Source organism: Streptomyces sp. NBC_00075, from assembly GCF_045041225.1.
GTDB lineage: Bacteria > Actinomycetota > Actinomycetes > Streptomycetales > Streptomycetaceae > Streptomyces > Streptomyces adonidis.
This window is the reverse complement of record NZ_CP108243.1, coordinates 5,773,123-5,794,638: the sequence shown is the minus strand read 5'-3', so window position 1 is coordinate 5,794,638 and position 21,516 is coordinate 5,773,123. Positions and strand designations below refer to the sequence as shown.

The 21,516-nt window shown below is 70.5% G+C and carries 17 protein-coding genes and 1 pseudogene; 7 read left to right on the top strand and 11 right to left on the bottom strand.

Annotation, left to right across the window (positions count from 1 at the left end; all coding sequences use genetic code 11):
* Positions 1 to 149 precede the first annotated feature (149 nt).
* The 6 genes from OG787_RS25190 to OG787_RS25165 form a co-directional block, all read right to left on the bottom strand.
* A complete protein-coding gene (locus tag OG787_RS25190; protein WP_405536455.1) occupies positions 150 to 1,235 on the bottom strand; it encodes a hypothetical protein in 1,086 nt (361 codons plus the stop codon).
* A gap of 182 nt (positions 1,236 to 1,417) precedes the next feature.
* A complete protein-coding gene (locus tag OG787_RS25185) occupies positions 1,418 to 3,433 on the bottom strand; it encodes a beta-galactosidase (RefSeq protein WP_405536454.1) in 2,016 nt (671 codons plus the stop codon).
* Positions 3,430 to 4,770, bottom strand: coding sequence for a glycoside hydrolase family 36 protein (locus OG787_RS25180; protein WP_405536453.1), 1,341 nt, complete (start codon positions 4,768 to 4,770; stop codon positions 3,430 to 3,432). Before OG787_RS25180 ends, OG787_RS25185 begins: the two co-directional genes overlap by 4 nt.
* A 51-nt stretch (positions 4,771 to 4,821) precedes the next feature.
* Entirely contained in the window at positions 4,822 to 5,706 is an 885-nt protein-coding gene (locus OG787_RS25175; protein WP_369028977.1) for a carbohydrate ABC transporter permease, read from the bottom strand.
* Entirely contained in the window at positions 5,703 to 6,701 is a 999-nt protein-coding gene (locus OG787_RS25170) for a carbohydrate ABC transporter permease (RefSeq protein WP_369028978.1), read from the bottom strand. Before OG787_RS25170 ends, OG787_RS25175 begins: the two co-directional genes overlap by 4 nt.
* Positions 6,698 to 8,011, bottom strand: a complete 1,314-nt coding sequence (locus OG787_RS25165) for an ABC transporter substrate-binding protein (RefSeq protein WP_369028979.1) — start codon at positions 8,009 to 8,011, stop codon at positions 6,698 to 6,700. Before OG787_RS25165 ends, OG787_RS25170 begins: the two co-directional genes overlap by 4 nt.
* A 378-nt stretch (positions 8,012 to 8,389) precedes the next feature.
* Here OG787_RS25165 and OG787_RS25160 point away from each other — a divergent pair, with 378 nt between their 5' ends.
* The 3 genes from OG787_RS25160 to OG787_RS25150 are packed head-to-tail and all read left to right on the top strand — an operon-like array spanning position 8,390 to position 13,158.
* Positions 8,390 to 9,742, top strand: a complete 1,353-nt coding sequence (locus tag OG787_RS25160; protein ID WP_405536452.1) for a glycosyltransferase 87 family protein — start codon at positions 8,390 to 8,392, stop codon at positions 9,740 to 9,742.
* Positions 9,693 to 11,921: an AAA family ATPase gene (locus OG787_RS25155; protein WP_405536451.1), complete on the top strand. Its 2,229-nt coding sequence runs from the start codon at positions 9,693 to 9,695 to the stop codon at positions 11,919 to 11,921. The genes OG787_RS25160 and OG787_RS25155 overlap by 50 nt, the downstream gene beginning before the upstream one ends.
* A 13-nt stretch (positions 11,922 to 11,934) precedes the next feature.
* A complete protein-coding gene (locus OG787_RS25150; protein WP_405540582.1) occupies positions 11,935 to 13,158 on the top strand; it encodes an McrC family protein in 1,224 nt (407 codons plus the stop codon).
* Here the strand turns inward: OG787_RS25150 and OG787_RS25145 are convergent.
* From OG787_RS25145 to OG787_RS25130, 4 genes and pseudogenes are all read right to left on the bottom strand, one after another.
* Positions 13,155 to 15,017: a copper resistance CopC/CopD family protein gene (locus tag OG787_RS25145; protein ID WP_405540581.1), complete on the bottom strand. Its 1,863-nt coding sequence runs from the start codon at positions 15,015 to 15,017 to the stop codon at positions 13,155 to 13,157. The two genes, OG787_RS25150 and OG787_RS25145, sit on opposite strands and share 4 nt — an antisense overlap.
* 195 nt (positions 15,018 to 15,212) lie before the next feature.
* Entirely contained in the window at positions 15,213 to 15,989 is a 777-nt protein-coding gene (locus OG787_RS25140; RefSeq protein ID WP_405540580.1) for an SDR family NAD(P)-dependent oxidoreductase, read from the bottom strand.
* Positions 15,990 to 15,994: 5 nt separating this feature from the next.
* Positions 15,995 to 16,474: a cupin domain-containing protein gene (locus tag OG787_RS25135; protein WP_369029260.1), complete on the bottom strand. Its 480-nt coding sequence runs from the start codon at positions 16,472 to 16,474 to the stop codon at positions 15,995 to 15,997.
* Positions 16,475 to 16,488: 14 nt separating this feature from the next.
* Positions 16,489 to 17,906 (bottom strand): annotated as a pseudogene (locus tag OG787_RS25130) (GNAT family N-acetyltransferase); the annotation flags it as partial.
* Here OG787_RS25130 and OG787_RS25125 point away from each other — a divergent pair.
* From OG787_RS25125 to OG787_RS25110, 4 genes are all read left to right on the top strand, one after another.
* A complete protein-coding gene (locus tag OG787_RS25125; protein ID WP_369028982.1) occupies positions 17,868 to 18,578 on the top strand; it encodes a siderophore-interacting protein in 711 nt (236 codons plus the stop codon). The pseudogene OG787_RS25130 and the gene OG787_RS25125 overlap by 39 nt on opposite strands.
* A 44-nt stretch (positions 18,579 to 18,622) precedes the next feature.
* Positions 18,623 to 19,207 carry an HhH-GPD-type base excision DNA repair protein gene (locus OG787_RS25120; protein WP_405536450.1) on the top strand — a complete coding sequence of 195 codons (585 nt, stop codon included), beginning with the start codon at positions 18,623 to 18,625 and terminating at the stop codon, positions 19,205 to 19,207.
* A gap of 66 nt (positions 19,208 to 19,273) precedes the next feature.
* Positions 19,274 to 19,603, top strand: coding sequence for a hypothetical protein (locus tag OG787_RS25115; RefSeq protein WP_405536449.1), 330 nt, complete (start codon positions 19,274 to 19,276; stop codon positions 19,601 to 19,603).
* A 53-nt stretch (positions 19,604 to 19,656) separates the two neighbouring features.
* Complete coding sequence (locus OG787_RS25110) at positions 19,657 to 19,779, top strand: hypothetical protein (protein WP_268828185.1); 123 nt, start codon at positions 19,657 to 19,659, stop codon at positions 19,777 to 19,779.
* Positions 19,780 to 19,807: 28 nt separating this feature from the next.
* On the opposite strand, the gene OG787_RS25105 is transcribed toward OG787_RS25110, so the two are convergent.
* Positions 19,808 to 21,436, bottom strand: coding sequence for a helicase HerA-like domain-containing protein (locus OG787_RS25105; RefSeq protein WP_405536448.1), 1,629 nt, complete (start codon positions 21,434 to 21,436; stop codon positions 19,808 to 19,810).
* Positions 21,437 to 21,516: the final 80 nt, after the last annotated feature.

Below are 21,516 nucleotides of genomic sequence, written 5' to 3'. Positions count from 1 at the left end.
GGGGGCGGACGTTGGCGGTCACCGGCAATCGTGCGGCGGGAGTCCGACGTACGCGAGGCCTGTTGCCGGTTCGGCAAACCGGCTCCGGCCTGTTCCCGGTGCCCGGCGCCGCCGGCTGCCCGGGAGATCGGCTCCCGGCAGGCGTGCGATCAGCCGATCGCCTTCACGGTCAGCCATACGACGAGTACGACGATCACGACCGCCGCCGACGCGGTGGCGGCGAACCGGACGACCTGCTGCCTCGCCGGCCGCCGGACGACCTTGAGCCCGGCGCCTGCCTCCGGCCGTTCGGGGAAGGCGAAGTACACCCACTTCGGACTGGCGTTGACGGCGACTCGGGCGAGGGGCAGGTGGCGGAGGGTCACTCGGCGTCGTACCTCGCGCTGCTTGCGGGCCAGGTGGGGTTGGACGAGGGCGCGGTGTGACTCGTCCAGGTCGGCCGGGAGTTTGTCGGTGACGTCCTTCAAGGGTGCCTCGCGCCAGCCGCCCGTGCGGTGGGTCGGCCACCAGAGGTAGGCCGGAGCCGGGTCCCGTTCCCGGTCGGCGGCGACGGGGTGGGTGATGTGCGCTTCCGTCCATGTGGTGAAGAAGCCGGTGCCCTCGCACTCCTCGTGCCGGACGTTCTTCCTGCCCCCGCAGGAGTCGCAGGGGCGGAGCCCCTTTCCGTCGCAGTCGGGACAGTCCATCGTCTGGCGGCCCGCGCACTTGGGGCACGCGGCGTTGTGCGAGCCGCAGCGCGCGCATTGCACACGCGGCCCCGAAGCGGTCCTGGACGGTTGCCGGTTTCGCGGCCCGTAGGCCGTGCGGGAGCCGCCACAACTGAGGCACGCCGCGGTACCGCCCCCGCAGCCGGTGCAGTTGACCTTCTGCGCACAGTCCCGCGTGCCACGCCCGGCGCACAGCCCGCACCCCTGCTTGCCGCCCTTGCAGTCCGCGCACGGGACCTCGGCGATCGACCCGGCCAGCACCAGTATCACCGTCGGCGAGGGGGCGAATCCCGCGGGTACATCGACGGGATGGGTGTCGAGGTCGGTATAGGTCTCCCGCTTCCTGGAGATCTGCTTCAGCTTCTTCCCCGGCACCCGCTGCCGCACCCCGCCCCGCCGCACCTCGAACCGCCGCTCGATCCGGAAGTCGAGCAACGGCCGCCGGGACAGCTCCGCCGTACCCGGAACCAGCAGTCGTACGGAGGGGTCTCCCCGCCCGGACAGGTAGCGCTCGACGGCCCGGAGCATCTCTTCGTCCGACGGCTCGGAAGGTGCTGAAGGCGTTGACGATTCGGACGCTTCGGCTGGTTCGGACTGATCGGACGGTTCCGTGGCCAACCCTGCCCCCTGGTCCACTCATCGATCCAGGAGAGCAGGGTATGAGCCACCTGACACCTCATCAAGAGGGCGTACAGGGCGTACATGGACACCTATTGACGCCCGCGAGGCTCCCGTACGACCGCCACCCCGCCCGCCGGAACCCGCACCGAACCACCCACCACCCGTTCCCCTCCGAGCAGTTCGGTCGCCCCCTCCGCCACCTCGACCTCGGCCCCGTCGCCCGCATGGTCGATCAGGAAGAGGAAGTCGGCATCCGGTCCCCGCCGCACCACCGCCTCCACGCCCACCGGAGTCACCCGCCCCGCCGCGACCCCCGCCTCCGCGCACATACGCCCGAGCAGCGCGCCCAGCGTCGACGCGTCCGGCCGGGTCGCCACATACCAACCCACGCCCGCGCCCACCGAGTTGCGCGTCACCGCCGGGACACCGGCCAGCGGACCGTCCTCGTACGACAGCACCGCCTCCGCTCCCACTCCCTCCAGCCGCAACCGCTCCGACCACAGCGAACCGGTACGGCCCTCCCCCAGCCCCACCGACTCACCCGGCAGGAGCGGGAACAACTCGTCCGCGCGCACCCCCAGCACTTCTCGGAACGCCCCCGGGTAACCACCCAGCCGTACATGGCAGTTGGCGTCCACTGCCCCGCTGTGGAAACCGACGGTCAGGGTGCCGCCGCCCTCCGCGAAGCCCACGAGGTTCGCCGCACCCTCGCCGTCCACCAGGTACAGGCTGGGCGCGAGCACCAGCCGGTATCCCTCCAACTCGTCCCCCGGGCGTACGAAGTCCACCGCCACACCCGCCCGCCACAGCGGCTCGTACCAGCCCCGTACGAGGTCCTGGAAGCGGAGTTCGCCGCTCGGCTGGGAGGGGAGTTCCAGGGCCCAACGGGCGTCCCAGTCCCAGACGATGGCCACCGAGGCCGTGCCCGTGCTGCCGCGCACCTCGGCCAACGCCCGTAGATCCGCGCCCAGTTGGACCACGTCACGCCAGATCTGGCTGTCCGTGCCGGCGTGCGGAAGCATCGCCGAGTGCCACTGTTCCGCGCCCGCCTTCGCGGCCCGCCACTGGAAGTACGCGATGCCGTCGGCGCCGTGGGCGACATGGGCGAGGGCGTTGCGGCGCAACTCCCCTGCCGTCTTGGCCCTGTTGACCGGCTGCCAGTTCACCGCGCCCGTGGAGTGTTCCATCAACAGCCAGGGGCCGCCCGCCAGCGAGCGCATCAGGTCGCCGCTCAGCGCTATGTCGATCTCCGACTCAGGGTCCGTCGAGCGGAGGTAGTGGTCGTTCGACACCACATCCAACTCCGGGGACCAGCGCCAGTAGTCCAGCGCGTCGAAGTTGTACATCACCATGAAGTTGGTGGTCGCCGGAGTCTCCGGCGCCGCCGCCCTCAGTACGTCCCGCTCCGCCTTGTACAGCGACAGCAGCTCGTCGCTACAGAAGCGGCGCCAGTCCAGCTGGTGCGTCGGGTTCGGGACCGCGCCCGTCGCCCGGGGCGGGATGACCTCGGCCCAGTCGTAGTACCACTGGCTCCAGAAGGTCGTCCCCCAGGCCTCGTTCAGCGCGTCCAGGTCCTCGTACCTGTCCCGCAGCCAGCGGCGGAACGACTCCGCGCTCTCGTCGCAGTAGCAGGCGGGGTTGTGGCAGCCGTACTCGTTGTGGACGTGCCACATCGCGACCGCCGGGTGGTCCGCGTAGCGCTTCGCCAGCGCGTCCGCGATCCGCAGGGCCGCCTCGCGGTAGGCGGGGCTCGAAGGGCAGAACGTCTGACGGCTGCCGTACGACAGTCGGCGGCCGTCCTTGTCCACCGGCAGCGCCTCCGGGTGGGCCTTGAAGAACCAGGCCGGAGGAGCCGCCGTCGGAGTCGCCAGGTCGGCCGCGATGCCGTTCTCGTGCAACAGGTCCAGGAGTCGGTCCATCCGGCCGAAGTCGTAGACGCCCTCGGCCGGTTCGAGCAGCGCCCAGGAGAAGATGCCGACGCTCACCATGGTGACCCCGGCCTCGCGCATCAGGCGCATGTCCTCGGCCCAGACCTCCTCGGGCCACTGCTCGGGGTTGTAGTCACCCCCGTACGCGATACCGGGGAGGGCGAGTTCGCGCTTCATCGGTCGACTCCGGTCAGGAGGCGGCGCGTTGTCTCCACGCCCCACTCGTCAAGGGACAACAGGCGGTCGCTCGACGCCATCAGGCCGCCGGTCGCCTCGACGTGCGCCGCCCAGCGCTCCCGCGTCTCCACGGCCGGGCGGGCCATCAGACAGTCGGGGTCGTTGACCCAGAGCCGGCCGTGCTGCCACTGGCGTCCTACGCCGGTGAACTCGGCGGCGTCCTGGCCGGGTTGGGAGTAGTCGCCGGCCTCGGGACGGCGGTGCGGGGCGGTGTCCGCACTGACCCGCATCGCGTCGAACAGGCCGAGGGAGGGGAGGATCGGGGCGGCGCAGCCGAGGAGATATGCGTCCGGGCCTATCGCCTCCCGGATCAGGGCGATACCCGCGCGGTACGCGACCAAAGCGGCCCGCTCGTCCCCGTCCCCGTCATGCCGTACGCCCTCCAGCGCGCCCGCGTACAGGAAGTCGACCTTGAAGTAGTCGTAGCCCTCGGCGCGCAGGGTCGTGAACACCTCGGTCAGGTAGGCCGCCGCGGCCGGGTGGGTCGTGTCCAGGACGTACAGGTCGTGCCCCCAGTTGCGGCCCGCGTGCAGCGGCGCGCCCTGCACGTCCCTCACCAGCCACTCCGGGTGTTCCGCGGCCAGTTCGCTGCTCGGGTCGACCAGGAAGGGGGCCGTCCAGATGCCCGCCCGGCGGCCGCCTGCGCGGATGCGGTCGGCTATGCCGGCCCGGGAGCGGAAGCGGCCCGAGAGGGTGAGCCAGTCGCCGAGTGCCTTCTGGTAGCCGTCGTCTATCTGGACGACGTCGATGGGCAGGTCGAGGACGTCCATCGCGCGCAGGTTCTCGTGGATGTCGTCCTCGGTGACCTCGGTGAAGTACTCGTACCAGGAGCACCAGACCGTCGGCGCCGGGCGGGGTACCGGCAGCCCGCGTCCCTCGGCCCAACTCCCCAGTGCCGCCTGGATGTCACCCGCGTACTCCGCGTACTCCAGCGACTCCACCGGGCCGTCCGCGCTCACCTCCGCCCGGCTGCCCTCCCTGAACTCCAGGCGTATGGAGGGGACTTGGCGGGTCGGGTCCGGTGCCGCCCACAGGCGTACGGGTGATCCGTCGCCCGGGTCCAGGGCGAGCAGGCCCTCGCCCTGGAAGACGCCTTCGGGGACGGGGTGTCCGGGGCGGTAGCAGACCGTCGCCCAGTTGTCGTTCGTCGGGCGGTACGGCTTGTCGCCCGGGGCGTAGGCGCCGCTGGGGCTCCAGGACTGCCAGCCCTCCTCGTGGACGCGGGCGCGACGGACGTCCACGGGCACGGAGGCAACGGGCGTGAAGGGGAGGGACACTTGTCGTTCTCTTTCGACTAGCCGGGCGAACAGCCCATCGACTGGCGGGCGTCAGCCCTTGTTGGCGCCCAAGGTAAGACCACTGACGAACTGCCGCTGTAGCGCGAAGTAAACGATCAGTGTCGGGATCGCCGTCAACAACGCACCCGCGGCTACCAGGTTGGGGTCGGTGAAGTACTGCCCGGAGAGGTTGTTGAGCGCCGAGGTGATCGGCATGTTCTCGCCGGTCGAGATGAGCACGATGGCCCAGAAGAAGTCGTTGTAGATCCAGATGGAGAGGAGCGTGGCCAGAGCCGCCATCGCGGGGCGGCACAGCGGCAGCACGATCTGCCAGTACATCCGCCACACCGACGCGCCGTCGACCAGCGCGGCCTCGGTCAGCTCGTGCGGGAGCATCCGCATGTAGTTGGCCAGCACGAACGCGCAGAAGCCCGACTGGAACGCGATGTGGATGAGGACGAGGCCCAGCGCGGAGTCGTACAGCTTGCCGGAGTCGGTGATCCCCGGCAGGTCCACCAGCAGGTAGAGGCGGTACAGCGGGGTGATGATGACCTGCTGCGGGAGCAGGTTGCCCGCCGTGAAGACCAGGAGCAGGAACAGGTTGACGCGGAAGTCGAAGCGGCTGACGTAGAAGGCGACCATCGACGACAGGAACAGCGTCAGCAGCACCGCCGGTACGGCGATGATCAGCGTGTTGACGAAGTAGTGCGTCATGTCCGACTGCGTGAACGCGTTCGTGAAGTTGGAGAAGCTCAGCTTGTCGGGCCAGGAGACATAGCCCTTGTCGCTGGTCTCGGAGTACGGGCGCAGGGCCGCGTACATCGCCCACAGCAGCGGCGCGAGCCAGGCCAGCGACATGAGGACGAGGAACACGTGCAGCAGCACGCGGGCGGGCCGGACGGGGGCGCGCTGTTTCAACGACATGGCGGCGCTCATGCTCGCCGCTCCTTCCGGAAGGTGCTGACCAGGTACGGAATGATCACGACGAGCGAGATCAGCAGCAGCACGACGGCGATCGCGGACCCGTAACCGATCCGGCTGGACTCGCCGATGATGTTGTTCGTGACCAGGATCGACAGCAACTCGGTGCCCTGGGCACCGCCGTTGAAGACGTACACGAGGTCGAACGCGCGCAGCGACTCGATGATCGTGACGACCAGGACGATCGTGTTGGTCGGGCGCAGGGTCGGGAAGATGACGTTCTTGAACGTCTGCCACTCGTTGGCGCCGTCGAGCGAGGACGCCTCGCGCAGCGACGGGTCGACGCCCTTCAGACCGGCCAGGTACAGGATCATCATGTAGCCGGTGTGCCGCCAGGCGGCGGCGACGAGGATGGCCCAGAGGTTGAGGTCCGGGTCGCCGATCCAGTCGATGTAGTGGCCGGGCTTGTTGGCGCCGATCAGGCTGTTGATCAGGCCCGTGTCCGGGTTGTAGACCAGCTGCCAGACGAAGCCGATGACCGCCATCGACACCACGACCGGCAGGAAGAACGCCGTCTGGTAGACCCGGCTGAACCGGATGTTCTTGTCCAGCTGCACGGCCAGGAACAGGCCGAGCGGGGTCGGGATCAGGATCAGTACGACGAACCAGATCACGTTGTGCTGGACGGCCGGCCAGAACTGCGGGTTGCTGTCGAACAGTTCGCGGAAGTTCTGGAGCCCGACCCACTTGATGGAGCCGAAGCCGATGCCGTCCCAGGTGGTGAAGGCCAGCGCGACCGAGGCGAGGGCCGTCACCCACACGAGGGCGATGTGCAGGAACGTCGGCACCCCGGCCATGAAGCCGAGGGCGACCCTGTCCTTGCGGGTGAGGAGCCTCTTGTGCCCCTGGGGCGGCTTGAGTCGCTGCGGGGACGAGGGGGTGACGGTACCGCCCGGGGGCGGCTCGACCGCCACCCCCGGGGCAATGGAATTCGATTCGAAGGTGCTCATGAGGAGGCGAAGATCGTCTTCTTCTGGCGCTCGATGGACGAGAGCAGGCTGTCGATGCCCTTGGGATCGCGGATGAACTTCTGTAGCGCGGGCTGCATCACCGTGGAGGTGAAGTCCGGGCGGCTGTCGCGGTCCATGAACTGGGTGAGGCTCTTCGCGCCGGAGATCATCGCGTACGCCTTCTTCTGGAGGGCGCTGTACGAGGAGGTGTCGGCGGTGGTGGAGGCGGCGACGACGTTCGGGTCGGACTTGAGGTAGATCTCCTCGGCCTCCGGAGTGCCCAGGTACTCCAGGAGCTGGACCGAACCGGCCTTGTTCTTCGGTGACTTGCTGAGCATGAAGCCGTCGGTGGGCGCCTCGACCGTGTCCTGCCCGAAGGAGGGGTCGATCTCCGGGAAGGCGAAGAAGTCGAGGTCCTCACGATCGGTCGCGTTCGTGAACTGCTGGCCCACGAAGGTGCCCAGCAGATACATGCCGGCCTTCTTCGAGACGAGCGTCTGGGCCGCGTCCTGCCAGGTTCGGCCCGTCGAGCCCTCCTGGTGATAGGGGAGAATTTCGGCCCAGTTGTCGAACGTGGCGCGAACCTTCGCGTCGGTCCAGGATGCCTTTCCGGCCATCAGCTCGGTGTGGAAGTCGTATCCGTTCGTACGGAAGTTGATCTGGTCGAAGGTGCCGAGCGCGGGCCAGGCGTCCTTGTCGCCGAAGGCGATCGGGACCAGGCCGTCCGCCTTCATCTGCTTGCACAGCGCGATGAACTGCGCCCAGGTGGTGGGCACTTCGTAGCCGTGCTCCTTGAAGACGCTCTTCCGGTAGAACATCGCCCAGGGGTACGTGTACAGCGGCACGAAGTAGTACTTGCCGTCCGCGCCCTTGCTGAGCTGCTTCATCGCGTCGGGGAAGTTGCCCCCGATCTTCTGCCACACGTCGTCGATCGGGCTGGCCAGGCCCTTGCCCGCGAAGAACTGCATGCGGTAGCCGGCGAACCAGGTGAACACGTCGTCCGGGGTGCCCTGGAGGTAGGAGTTGATCTGCTCCTGGAACGTGTTGTGGTCCTTCGTGTTCACGTCGACCTTGATGCCGGTCTTCTTCGTGAACGCCGCGTAGATCTCGGCGAAGGCCTTCTTCGGCACGGCGTCCGACGAGTTCGAGCCGAGGGTGACGGTCTTCGCGTCGGAACCCGAGCCGCTGTCGCCGCCACAGGCGCTCAGCAGCGGGACGGCAGCGCCGAGCGCCGCCGCGCCGCCGATCCCGCGCAGCAGGGTGCGGCGGCTGGGACCGGGGACGGACAGACCGGAGGGGGTGTGGTGCATGACGGCTCCTGATGACAGACCCCCCAAACGGGGAGCAAGGGCACGACTACGCTTGGTCCACGCTGACCTAAATCGACCAGAAATCAACTTGACCAAACATCGTGGCGGCAATAAGAGCTCCATGTCCTGTCATGCGTCAAGAGCTGAAGGCCTCCGTGCCTGAAACGTGATGGACATCAAAAAGAGAAGGTTTGCTAACAGATAGACGGCAAACAGTCCACGCACATCTCGCCGCCTCACTCCCTCGGCCGATCGGCCGAGCAGCGCACCGTGCCGGTCACGAACAGTGACCTTTCGGCCGAGGTGGGCGGGCCGGTCCGGAAACGACATTGGTGGTGATCACCTCACCCGTCAGCCGGAGCCGGCAGGAGCCCGCCCATGCCCAGCACGACCACCGTCACGGCACCTGCCACGGCACCCGTCACCGCACCCGCCACGACGACGGCCACAGCAGTCGCCCCGGCACGCCCGGCCCGGCCCCCGGTCCGCTGGGACGTCGTCCATCTCCTGGCCTGCGCCGCCTTCGCCCTCGGCCTGGCGCTGGTCACATCCCTGACCCCGCACCGCGTGTGGAGCGTCTGCGCGGCCCTCGGCTACGGCACGGCGGCGATCCTGGCGGCCCGTGACCCGCGCCCCTGGACGGGCCGGGCACTGCGCGCGGCCACCGTCGGCGCGGTCCTGCTCCCCCTGGCCCTGCTGATCGTGCTCGGCGGGGCCCAGTCCGAGGTCGGGGTCGTCGAGCACTCGGGCGCCCTGCTCCTGCACACGGGCAGCCCGTACCCCGCCCACCCCACCACCCTGGACGACTACAACCCGTATCTGCCCGGCATGGCCCTCTTCGGCCTCCCCCACGCCCTCCAGGGCGACACGCCCCTGGCCCCGCTCACGGACGCCCGCCTGTGGTTCTGCGCGGCCTTCGTGGCCTGCATGTACGCGACGACCAGATGCCGTACGGGCCGGACAGCCGGCTCGGCCCGTACGGCGCAGACAGCCGGCTCGGTCCGTACGGCGCTGCTGGTCTCCTTCCCGGCCGTGGCCCTGCCCCTCGCCGTCGGCGGGGTCGACCTGCCGGTGATCGGGCTGATGTGCCTGGGGCTGGCGCTGGCGGGCCGGGCGGGGTCCGGACCCGGACCCGGTACCGGGGTCGCGGCCGGGCTGGCGATAGGCGCCGCGGCATCCCTGAAGTGGACGGCCTGGCCCCTCCTCCCCGTCGCCCTGGTCCTGATCGCCGTCACGGCGGGCCGCAGCACGGCCGTACGGGCTGCGGCGACCGCGCTCCTGACGGCAGCGGCGGCTGTCCTACCGGTCGCACTGGCCGACCCCCACGCCTTCGTCGAGCACGTGGTGCTGTTCCCGCTGGGCAAGGGCGGCATCCAGTCCCCGGCGACGAGCCCGCTGCCCGGGCATCTGCTCGCCGAGTACGTGCCCGGTGGCTTCGTCCTCGCGGTCGCGCTGCTGGTCGCGAGCGCCGTCGCGGTGGCCGCGTCCCTCGTGGTCCGGCCGCCGCACACGGTCCGGGCGGCGGCGGACCGCCTGGCCGTCGGCCTGGGCCTGGCGATGTGCCTGATACCGGCCACCCGTTTCGGCTACCTGGTCTATCCGATCGTCCTGGCGGTGTGGTTCCGGGTCGGCGCCTACGATGAGCGGCGCGAGAGCCGGGGCGAACTGGGGGACATCGGACGTGATCGAGCAGCGTGGGCCACGAACGGGCATACACGGCACGACAGTTGAAGGGGCTCCTGTCGTCGGTGCGGCGCGGCGCGTCTTCCGGGGCGGGCTGCTCGACGGCCGCTCCGCCTTCGTCCCGGGGCTGACCATCTGGACGTACGACACGGCGACCGACCTGCGGCGCAGGTTCGTCGACCAGCCGGACGAGTCCTCGGACACCTTCCTCGTGAAGCTCGAACGGCAACTGGCCGGCGCACCCCACGCGACGATCGTCCTCGCCGCGGAACTCCTCTACGTCAACCTCGTACCGCTGAAGCCGGAACAGATAGGCGTGCCGAGGAAACGGGAGATCCTGAACGAGGTGCTCTCCTGGGCCCACCGGGACATCGCCATCCCGGCCGAACTCGGCGCCCCGCTCAACGGGTTCATCAACGGCGGCCAGGCCTTCCTCAACTACCGCTGGGCGCAGTTCCAGTTCCTGGTGCTGCTGGTGGAGGAGCTGACGGCGCTCTCTCCCCACGGGAGGCGAGAACTGCTCGAAGATCCCTGGCTCTTCCGCGACACATGCCGCACCGTCCTCACGTCCATGGGCCACAACAAGGCCCGCGCCCAGGTCCACGTCCTCCAGGCACTCCTGTTCCCCGAGACCTTCCTCCCCATCGCCAGCACCCAGAGCAAGCGGCGCATCCTGACCGGCTACCGCGACCGTCTCCCGGACCCCACCGGCGACGACGACCGCGACCTCCTCGCCCTGCGCGGCCTGTTGCAGGAGGAGTCGGCGGAACCGGTGAACTTCTTCGCCGATCCCTGGCTGGACCACTGGCGCCCCGGCGCGACCCAGGTCGGCCAACAGGGCTGGCTGGTGAGGGGGTTCAACGTCGACGGGCAGAACCACATCCCGGACTGGCTGGCGCACGGATACTGCTCGACCTCGTTCATGGAGCTGCCGGAGATCCCCGCCGACTCCCCCAAGTACGCGATCCAGCAGGCCGTCTCCCGTGCCATGCCGGAGGCCTCCGCACAGGCCCGGGGCCAGACGACGAGCCAACTCCACCTGTTCCTCTCGCAGATGAAGCAGGGGGACGTCGTCGTCACCGTCACCCCCGACGACGTGCACGTCGGCACGGTCGAGGGCCCGGCCCGGTACGACCTCTCCGACGGCCCCGACCGGGCCCGCCGCCGCCCGGTCAAGTGGGCCACCGCCAACCGCCCGCTGCACCGCGCCGACCTCCCCGAGCAGGTGCAGAGCCAGCTCCAACGCCCGCCCACCGTCTACGACATCAGCACGGTCGCCGCCGAACTCGCCGAGGCCGCCGATCTGACCGACGCCGTCGAGGAGGAGCTGCTCAAGGTCGACGCGACCCGCCCGATCGAGCTGCCGCCGGTCGGCGAGGACCTCGCGGGCGAACTCCTCATGCCCGTCGGCTGGTTGCGGGACACCGCACGCCAGCTGGAGCGGATGCAGCAGATCATCCTGTACGGCCCGCCCGGCACCGGGAAGACCTTCCTGGCCCGGCGCCTCGCCCAGCACGTGGCCGGGCCGGACCGCACGAGGCTGGTGCAGTTCCACCCCTCCTACACCTACGAGGACTTCTTCGAGGGGTTCCGGCCGGTCAGGAGCGACGGCGGCACGGTGGTCTTCGAGGTGGTGCCGGGACCGTTCAAGCTGCTGGTGGACCGGGCCCGGCAGGACCCGGCCAACCCGTACGTCCTGGTCATCGACGAGATCAACCGGGCCCACCTCGCCAAGGTCTTCGGCGAGCTGTACTTCCTGCTGGAGTACCGGGAGGAGCCGATCATCACCCAGTACTCGCCCGAGCAGCAGTTCGACCTGCCCAAGAACGTCTACATCATCGGCACGATGAACACCGCCGACCGTTCCATCGCCCTGGTGGACGCGGCCATGCGCCGCCGCTTCGCCTTCCGCAGGCTCTCCCCGGACCGCCCGCCCGTCGCCGGTCTGCTGCGCCGCTGGCTGGACCGCCACAACCTGCCCGAGCGCCCGGCCGACCTCCTCGACGCCCTCAACTCCCGCCTGGCCGACCCGGACCAGGCGATCGGGCCGTCGTACCTGATGAACCATCAGGCGGCCGACCCCGACGGCCTGGAGCTGATCTGGAGCACTCAGATCCTGCCCCTCCTGGAGGACCAGCTGTACGGCACGGGCATCGACGTCGAGGAGGAGTACGGGCTCGACGCCCTCGGCGCCGCCCTGCCCACCCCGCGCTCCGCGCCGGAGTGACCCGGTGGCCGCCATGCTGCTCCTCACCACCGACCCCACCGGCCCCGTCTCCCTCACCGAGACCGGCCCAGGCGTCCAGGTCGCGCTGCGCCCCGCCCAGGTCGCCACCCTGATCAGGCGCCCGGACCTCGTCCGGCTCACCCCGGCCGCGAGCGGGCTCTGGCGTGTCTCGGGCCGGCAGCGCGTCGGCCTGGTCCGGCTCGGACGCGGCGATGCCACCGTCGAACTCCGTATCCGCCCCAAACTCCCGGTCTCCCAGCTGCTGTTCCTCCTCACCCACGCCCCGGGCACCCCCTGGCAGGACCAGCCGGTCACCGCGTCGGCGTCCGACGACGCCCTGCTCCCCGCCCTCGCCGACGCCTACGCCCGCGCCGCCCGCCGCGCCCTCGACCCCGGCGTCCTGCACGGCTACCGCGTCACCGACGACGAACTCCCCGTCGTACGCGGCCGGATCCGCACCGCAGACCAGCTGCGCCGGACGGGACTGCCGCTCCCCGTGGCCGTCCGCTACGACGACTTCACGGCCGACATCGCGGAGAACCGTGTCCTGCTGGCCGCGCTGCACCGCCTGGAACGCCTGCCCGGAGTCACGGACACGGCCCGCCGCACCCTGCGCCACCTGGCCGGACGCCTCCCCGAGGTCACCCCGCTGCGCCCGGGCACCCCGCTGCCCACCTGGACGCCGACCCGCCTCAACTCCCGTTACGCGCCCGCCCTGCGTCTGGCGGAGCTGATCCTCACCGACCGCGGCATCTCCCCGCACGACGGCCCCACCCCCGTGACGACCGACGGCTTCGTCCTCGACCTTGCCCGGGTGTTCGAGCGGTTCCTCACGGACACCCTGACCGCCGCCCTGGTCCCGCACCGGATCCGGGTCCGGCCCCAGGACCGGCGCCACCACTTGGACGTGGGCTCCCGCGTCCGGATCCGCCCCGACCTGGTCCTCTACCGCGCCGGACGCCCGCTGACCGTCGTGGACGCCAAGTACATCGACCTCGGCGCCGCACCGCCGCCCCACGAGCACATGTACCAACTGCTCAGCTACTGCACGGCGTTGGCCCTCCCACACGGCCACCTCGTGTACGCGGCCCAGCGGGGCGACGCCCCCGTCCGCCACCCGATCCGCAACGCCGGCATCACCGTCACCACCCACGCGGTCGACCTGGCCCGACCACCGACGGAGATCCTCGCGTCGGTCACCGCCCTCGCCGACCGCCTCGCCCAGGTCGGGGACTAGGGACTGATCTTCACCTTCCGGGACACGCTCACCTGGTCGACGTCCGAGGTCCGGATCGTCACCTTCATCGTCCAGGTGCCGGCGATCGGCAGCTGAAGGGTGTTGGTGCCCCAGTAGCCGCCCAGGTCGGTGACCTCGGCGTTGAGCGGGCCAATGTCCTTGCTGGGGAGGGAGAAGGAGATCCGGAGTTCGGGGACGACCGCGAAACCGTCGTCGGGCCCGAACACCACGGCCTGCACACTGTTCTCGCCGACCCGGGCCGGTTCGAGGGTGACCTGCACCTTGCCGTGCCCGCCGGGCGTACCGACGTCGAAGGGGATCGTCGTCGTGGACGCGCTGATCACCCCGGGCGCGGGCGCGTCCTTGGCGGCCTCCGCGGCCTCGGCGGCGGCGCGCCCCGGCAGGGTGGCCGTCAGAATCGTCGTGATCACCAACACCGCCACCCCGACGGCCACTTCGACCAGTACGGAGCCACGAAGCCGACGACGGTAGGAGTCGGAGGGAGAGGAGGACGAGTAAGGGGAAGGGGAAGGGGAACTCTCCGGGCGTACGTCGTCGGATGCCCCGTCGCCGGAGGCGTCACCGTCACCCGCGCTCACCGTCGTCACCGCCGGACCCCCCACCGTCTCCGGCACCCGTTCCGCGACCTTCGCCTCCGCCTCGGCCGTCTCCGGCACCAGCAGCCGTGCGGTCCAGCGGCGCGAGAACCCGGCCGCCACCAGCAGGAACACCACCGCGCACAGCTTGGCGATCAGGATGCGGCCGTACGACGTGTCGGTGAACGCGTCCCAGGAGCCCAGCCCGCGCCAGGCCTGGTAGACACCGGTGACGGTCAGGACGGTCACGGAGACGAAGGCCAGTCGCGAGAAACGGGCGACGGTGGACATCGGAAGCGGCTCCGCCGCCTGGAGGCTGGTGAGGAGGGCCGCGAGGCCGCCCAACCAGGCTGCCATGGCGAGCAGATGCAGCACCGAGGACGTCATCGCGACCGGCACCTGGATACCGGCCGAGGCGTGTTCGGCGGCGGCCCAGGTCAGCGTGAGACCGAGGGCGAGCACGCCACCGGCGGCGAGGAGGACCGGTTTGCCACTGTCCCCGTCACGCTCCCCGTCACGTTGCCGTCGACGTACAACCACCGTCAGCAGTACGGCCGTTGCCGCCAGCAGGACGATCCGGGCCAGGAGTGCCAGGCCCGGCCTGCTGGTCGCGGTCCGCTCCAGGGTCGACAGGTCGAAGGCGGTGGCCGGGGCGGTGCCCGCCTCGTACGGGCCGCGCAGCAGGAGCAGGGCGACGCTGGACACGAGGAGGGTCCACCAGCCCGTCAGGACCAGCTTGCGCAGGGGGTCAGTACTGGACGGCCGGCAGAACAGCACGAACACGACCGTGCCGACGAGCAGCGCCAGGGCCGCGTACGCCAGATAGCGCACGATGTCGTAGAGGGCGCTGGTGGCCGCGTTCTCGACGGGACCGGTGTCGATCGTGGCCGGGGTCGCGGAGGGCTCCCCGATGGAGAAGGTGAAGGCGCCCGAGATGGGGTGGCTGTCCGCCGAGACGACCCGCCAGGCCACGGTGAACGTGCCCTCGCCGAGCCCCTCGGGCAGGCTCACGCGCACCGCGTCGGAACTCCCCTTCACATGCTCGGCCTCGCCGGTGCTGACGCGCCGGCTGTCGGGGTCGAAGACCCGGAAGGAGTCGTCGAGCAGGCCGACGGACTCGGTGAAGCTCAGGGTGACCTGTCGGGGCGCGGAGTCGAGGACGCTTCCGTCACGGGGGTCGCTGTCTCGGAGAGCGGCGTGCGCGGACGCGGTACCCGCCCCGCCGACGAGGACGAACAGGACCAGCATGGTGCCCAGCAGCACCACCCTTTGAAGCCCCCGGAATCCGCCTCTGCCGATCCCTGGGTGTTCGCCTCCTGCGGCTCGTCGGTCATCGCGCCCTTCGTTCCGTAGTCGGCCCACGTACCTTCTCCGTCTCCGGGACAATCCGGCTCTCGTATACGTACGGACGATCCTGACGCCCCGCTCACCGGGCCGACACGGGATTCGCCGTGGCCTTCACCACGTGGGACGCGCGGACATCCCTCCGTCCACGACCAGGTCGTGCCCGCTGACCCAGGACGCCAGCCCCGAGGCGAGGAACACACACGCGTCCCCGATGTCCTCGGCCCGCCCCAACCTCCCTACGGGCACCGCCTGTTGCCAACGCCGCACCCCGTCCGGCCAGTCCTCCGCCAGCCCCTCCCGGTCGACGAGCCCGGGCGAGACGGTGTTGACGCGGATCCCGTACGGCCCGTATTCGAGCGCCGCCGAGCGGGCGTGCATCACCACCGCGGCCTTCGAGGCGCTGTAGTGGGCGTGTCCGGGCGCCGGATGCGCGGCCTCGATGGACGCGATGTGCGTGATGCTCCCGCCACCGCTCCCCCCACCGTCATTCCCGCGCATGACCTCGGCCGCGGCCTGCGTACAGGCGAAGACACTCAGGACGTTCGTGTCGACGACGGCCCGCCAGTCCGCGACCGTCATCCCGGCCAGCTCCTGGACCGGCTGCACACCCGCGTTGTTGACCAGCGCGTCCAACCGCCCGTCACCCCACTCGGCGGCCTCCCGCACCACCCGCCGGCACTCGTCCTCGTCGCTGAGATCACCCCGCAGTACGACGGCCCGCCCGCCCGACGCCCCGATCCGCGCGGCCACGTCCCGCGCACCCTCGTCCGACGTCCGGCAGTGCACGGCGACGGCGGCCCCCTCCGCCGCGAACCGCAACGCGATCCCGCGCCCGATCCCGCCACCGCCCCCGGTGACAAGGGCGACCCGGCCTGCCAGAAGGTTCATGTCTCTCATGGCCGACACAGTGCCCGGACACGAGCCGCCTCGGCCGGATAACGCGCGGCCAGCTCGACACCGTCGCCGTGCTCGTACCCCTCGTAGGTGAACCCGGGCGACATCGTGCACCCGAAGAAGGTCCAGGCCCCGCCCTCGACGACCCGCGCCCCCATCCAGGTACCGGCGGGCACGGTCACCTGGATCTCCTGCCCGTGCAGGACACCGGGCCCGAGCACCACCACCCGTGACGTCCCGTCCGGTGCGAGGAGCAGCATCTCCAGCGGATCGCCGAGGTAGAAGTGCCAGATCTCGTCCGAGGGCAGCCGGTGCAGCGCGGAGAAGTCGTCGGGCTCGGAGGTCAGCAGCGCGACGATCGCCGAACCCTCCGGCCGCCCGTCGGCCCGCTCGGGCCCCGCCCAGGTACGCCGGAACAGCCCGCCCTCACGCGGGATCGGCTCCAGGCCGTAGTGGGCGATCAGGTCGTCGGGGTTCACCGGGTTCTCTGGAGTCACCCGGGAAAAGCTACCTCCCGGGGAAGAAACGCCAGTTGGGCGCGCTTCTCGGGCAGATACACGTCCGGCAGATCGATCTCGGGCAGCACGACAACCGGCCCGGCGACAAACCCCTGTCGCAAGAAGCGGGCGACAGCTTTCTCGTTCCCCACATCGGGGTCGACCACGACCCGCCGCCGCCCGAGCCCGACCAGCACGTACTCCGCCAGCACCCCCATCAGCGCGGCCGACCACCCGGCCCGCCCGCCCTCCGCCCCGGCGGGCGCGAGCAGCAGATGGACGCCGATGTCGCCGGGCTCGACGGTGTAGCACTCGCTCACCCGGTCGGCCTCGGGCTCATAGGTCTGGAGCAGCCCGACCGCCGTACCGTCCTTGACCAGCAGATAGGCGTGATGGGTGTCGAGGGTGTCCAAGTGACCGTAGATCTCGGCGACTTGCTCCTCGCTCAGCCCGCTCATCCCCCAGAACCCGGTCCGCGGCTCACTCACCCAGCCATGCACGACACCGGCGTCGGCGACGGGGTCGAGCCGCAGCACGCGCACGGTGCCGAACCCGTCGACCACCTGCTCATGAACGGCCGGGCGACCCCCGTACGAGGAAACCGGCGGGTACTCCCGAGTGAGCCGCGCCCAGTCGGTGACGACCGGGACGAGATCCCCCCTTGTCCACAGCGGCAGTTGATCGCGGTGATGGCCGGATCCCGGAACCCCGGAGGCCCCGAAGGGCACGACCCACAGACTGTCCTCACGCCGGGCCAGATCCCAGACGTACCTCGCGGCGGGCCCCCGCGCGCTGAGATCGGTGAGCCCGGGAACGGCGGAGGTGCAGAGCACGCAGTCGTGGTCGCCGGAGAGCCCCGGTTCGTCGTACGAGGTGCTGCCGAGCGCCCGCCAGGGGACCAGCCGGTGCCGCTCTCCCCAGGTCACGGAGCCGGAGCCCGGGTCGGCGGCCACCTCGGCGACGGCTTCTCTCACCAGGGCGGCGCGATCGATCCCGTACAACTCCCGTGCGCTCAGGAGCCCTTCGAGCGCGAAGCCGATCCGGGAGAGCAGGGCGAGCCAGGGGAGGAAGACCTCGGGTACGCGGGCGGGACGGCCAGTGCGGCGAAGGCGGGATGGGTGGCGAGGCGGCGTACGACGGCGGAACGCAGGGCCGCGTAGGTCGCCGCCTCCGTGCTGTCGGCGTCCATCCGGCGGTCCCAGCGCAGGAGTTGGCCGCGGAGGGCGTACTCGTGCGGGGTCAGGCCGTCGAGGCCGGCGAGGAGCTCCAGGAGAGGCGCGGCCGAGGCGAGGTGGGTGTCCATGTGGAGAACGGGCAGGTCGCCCGCCGACCACTGGTCCTTCTCCTCCAACAGGGCGAGGATACGGTCCGCCCGGTGCGGCGGCGCGAACTCGACGCCGAGGGGAGTCGCGGGGACTTCGTGTTCACGGTGACGGGCGCCGAGGACGTCTCCCCGCGCTACCGGCGCCTCCACCTCACCGACGGCGGCATGCTCGCCGCCACCGGCGCCCACCCCACGATGTGGGTCCGGCTGTGGTTCGACAACGCGGGCAAGCCGCACCAGCGGGCGTACACGCTGGTCGACCCGGACCCCGAGGCGGGCACGTTCAGCCTCGAATTCGCGCTCCACGAAGGATGCGCCAGCGACTGGGCGCGGGCGGCGAAGCCCGGTGACACCATCGAGGCGACGGTCCAGGGAACCGGCTTCACGCGGCCCCGGCCGGAACCCTCGCACGTCTTCGCGATGGGCGATCCGGCCTCGCTGCCCGCGCTCAACTCCCTCCTCGACACGCTGGGTTCGGCCCAGGCGACGATCTGGTTCGAGTCGGACCACGGCACCGACGGCTACCCCTTCCGCACCACGGCCGACCACCACGACATCCGCCCGGTCCCCCGCCGGGACGCGGGCGCCCACCTGGTCTCCGAGGCCCGCGCGGCCTTCCCGGACCTCCTGAAGCACAGCGCCGACCCGTACGTCTGGATCGCCTGCGACACGGCCACGACCCGGGCCCTGACGAGCTACTTCCGCAAGGAGGCGGGGCTGCCGAAGCAGCGGGTGCACGGGCTGGGGTACTGGCGGCCGTAGGTCGTGTCCGCGCACCCGTGCCCCGATCGGGGCATGATCGGACCATGGACGTCACTCTCCACCTCGCCCAGGACCCCGAGGCCGACGCGCTTCTCGGCCGCAGCCCGCTCGCCGCGCTGACCGGCATGCTGCTTGATCAGCAAGTGCCGATGGAGTGGGCGTTCAAAGGGCCGGCGACAATCGCGCAGCGGCTCGGCGCCGACGATCTCGACGCGCACGAGATCGCGGCGTACGACCCCGAGGCCTTCGCCGCGCTCCTCTCCGACAAGCCGGCCGTGCACCGCTACCCGGGCTCGATGGCCAAGCGCATCCAGCAGCTCTGCCAGTACCTCGTCGAGCACTACGACGGTGACGCCGAGGGCGTCTGGCGGGACGCGGCGACCGGGCCGGAGCTGCTGAAGCGCCTCACCGGCCTGCCCGGCTTCGGCAAGCAGAAGGCCAAGATCTTCCTGGCCCTCCTCGGCAAGCAGCTCGGCGTCCAGCCCAAGGGCTGGCGCGAGGCGGCGGGCGCCTACGGCGAGGCGAAGTCCTTCCGCTCCGTCGCCGACATCACCGGGCCCGAGTCCCTGACGAAGGTGCGCGCCCACAAGCAGGAGATGAAGGCGGCGGCGAAGGCCTCCGGCAAGTAGCAGCCATCCGGGCGGTTCTCGGCCCGGCGTGATCGGCCCTGTGCGGGGCGCGGGGAAAGACCTCCCATGAGCCCCGCCGCGCGCACCCCCTACGCCGCGCGCCGGGCTGTCTGGTTCCGGGTGCTCGTCCTGCTGCTCGCCCTTCTCGTGCCAGGAACGGCAGCACACTGCGGAGCGGCCGAATCGGTCGTCATGGGCAGTACGGCCGCCGAGTACGACGTCCACGACACCGCCGTGCGCCCGCCGGGCCGCTACGGCCACCGTCACGTCGTACCGCTGCGACCCGCACCCCGCCCACCGTCCGCACGGCACCCGATGGCGACGGCGGGCCACCCGTTCCCCGTACCACCACGACCCATGCCGCGCGCCCCGCGCTCTGTGGTCCTGCGCTGCTGACAGAACCGGCTCCCCGGTCCATCTGTCAGTCAACGGGACAAGGAACAAACCCCATGGCGATCGACCCCTACGCGGTCCTGCGCGCCCTGCTGCGCGCCGAGGCCGTACGCAACGCACCGAAACCGCAGGTCAAGGAGGCCAAGCCGGAGCAGCCCGCGAAGGAGCCGGGCCGCTGACCGGGCGGCGGGGGCGGAACCCTGGTGGCTACCGCCTCCGCCGTGCCGTCCCGAAGAGGGAGCGGGTGATCTCCCGTCCGATCTGGGTGCCCACGGAACGGGCGAGCGACTTGAACATGCCGCTGCCCACCACCTGTTGGACGACCGAGGGGTCCTCCTTGGGCTTCGTGGGCTTCATCTCGTCCGGACCCTTGGCTCCCCCGGAGGGCTTGGCGGCCGTCAGTTTCTCGTACGCCGACTCTCTGTCCACAGCCTGTGCGTAACGTGCGTACAGCTGCGAGGACCTGACCGCCTCGTCGAGAACGGTGGCCTCGACCGGACCCATCAGGGACTCGGGGGCGCGGAGGCGCGTCGCGGCGACCGGCGTCGGGGCCCCCTTCTCGCTGAGCACCGTGACCACCGCCTCGCCCGTGCCGAGGCCGGTGAGCAGTTCCTCCAGGTCGTACGGCGAGTTCGGGAACGTCTTCACCGTGGCCTTGAGGGCCTTCTGGTCGTCCGGGGTGAAGGCGCGCAGCGCGTGCTGGACGCGGTTGCCGAGCTGGGCGAGGACATCGGAGGGGACGTCTCGCGGCGTCTGCGTCACGAAGAAGATGCCCACTCCCTTCGAGCGAATCAGCCGCACGGTCTGCGTGATCGCGTCCAGGAAGGCCTTCGACGCGTCGTTGAAGAGCAGATGCGCCTCGTCGAAGAAGAAGACGAGCTTGGGCTTGTCGGCGTCGCCGACCTCCGGGAGGTCGTGGAAGAGGTCGGCCAGCAGCCACATCAGGAAGGTCGAGAACAGCTGCGGCCGGTCCTGTACGGCGGGCAGTTCGAGGAGCGAGACCATGCCCCGGCCGTCCGGCGCCGTGCGCAGCAGCTCGGCCGTGTCGAACTCCGGCTCGCCGAAGAAGTCCGCCATGCCCTGCGCCTCGAAGGCGGTGAGGGAACGGAGGATCACCCCGGCCGTGGCCGTCGAGAGGCCGCCGATGTTCTTCAGCTCGGCCTTGCCCTCGTCCGAGGTGAGGAAGGCGACGACCGCTCGCAGGTCCTTGAGGTCGAGCAGATCGAGGCCCTTCTGGTCGGCGTAGTGGAAGATCAGGCCGAGCGACTGCTCCTGGGTCTGGTTGAGCTGGAGCACCTTGGAGAGCAGTACCGGGCCGAAGCTGGTGATGGTGGCGCGGACCGGGATGCCGTGGCCGATGCCGCCGAGGGCGTAGAACTCGGCGGGGAATCCGGTCGCCGTCCACCGCTGGTGCACCTCGGCGGAACGGGCCCGAACCCGGTCGTTCATCTCCCCCGGCGCCGAGATCCCGGAGACGTCACCCTTCACATCGGCCAGGAAAACGGGCACACCTTGGGTGCTGAGCTGTTCGGCGATCAGCTGGAGCGTCTTGGTCTTGCCGGTGCCGGTGGCCCCCGCGACCAGACCGTGCCGGTTGAGCATGGGGAGGGGGATGCGGATCCGGGCGTCCGGGAGGCAGGTCCCGTCCCAGATCAGCGTGCCCAGATCGAGCGCCGGGCCGGTGAAGGCGTATCCGGAAGCAATCTCCAGGGCCTGCTGGGGGAGTGCGGGAGCGCTCCCCGGCGCGCGGGGTGGTGATCCGGGCGCGTTTGCCGGTGGCAAAGACTCCGCGGCGGTCCCCGCGGTGGCCGATGGCGCGGTCTCGCGGTCGCTCATGTCAGACCCCTGTTCCGGTTTGCCCCGCTTTACGGCATCTTTTCCAGCGTCGCACTCCGTCTCCATGGCTGCGCCCGGAA

What these genes read in the sequence shown, in the direction of transcription:
- OG787_RS25190 (WP_405536455.1), bottom strand. Translation starts at nt 1,235, where the DNA reads ATGCTCCGGGCCGTCGAGCGCTACCTGTCCGGGCGGGGAGACCCCTCC.
- OG787_RS25185 (WP_405536454.1), bottom strand. Translation starts at nt 3,433, where the DNA reads ATGAAGCGCGAACTCGCCCTCCCCGGTATCGCGTACGGGGGTGACTAC.
- OG787_RS25175 (WP_369028977.1), bottom strand. Translation starts at nt 5,706, where the DNA reads ATGAGCGCCGCCATGTCGTTGAAACAGCGCGCCCCCGTCCGGCCCGCC.
- OG787_RS25170 (WP_369028978.1), bottom strand. Translation starts at nt 6,701, where the DNA reads ATGAGCACCTTCGAATCGAATTCCATTGCCCCGGGGGTGGCGGTCGAG.
- OG787_RS25165 (WP_369028979.1), bottom strand. Translation starts at nt 8,011, where the DNA reads ATGCACCACACCCCCTCCGGTCTGTCCGTCCCCGGTCCCAGCCGCCGC.
- OG787_RS25160 (WP_405536452.1), top strand. Translation starts at nt 8,390, where the DNA reads ATGCCCAGCACGACCACCGTCACGGCACCTGCCACGGCACCCGTCACC.
- OG787_RS25150 (WP_405540582.1), top strand. Translation starts at nt 11,935, where the DNA reads ATGCTGCTCCTCACCACCGACCCCACCGGCCCCGTCTCCCTCACCGAG.
- OG787_RS25140 (WP_405540580.1), bottom strand. Translation starts at nt 15,989, where the DNA reads ATGAACCTTCTGGCAGGCCGGGTCGCCCTTGTCACCGGGGGCGGTGGC.
- OG787_RS25120 (WP_405536450.1), top strand. Translation starts at nt 18,623, where the DNA reads ATGGACGTCACTCTCCACCTCGCCCAGGACCCCGAGGCCGACGCGCTT.
- OG787_RS25115 (WP_405536449.1), top strand. Translation starts at nt 19,274, where the DNA reads ATGAGCCCCGCCGCGCGCACCCCCTACGCCGCGCGCCGGGCTGTCTGG.
- OG787_RS25110 (WP_268828185.1), top strand. Translation starts at nt 19,657, where the DNA reads ATGGCGATCGACCCCTACGCGGTCCTGCGCGCCCTGCTGCGCGCCGAG.
- OG787_RS25105 (WP_405536448.1), bottom strand. Translation starts at nt 21,436, where the DNA reads ATGAGCGACCGCGAGACCGCGCCATCGGCCACCGCGGGGACCGCCGCG.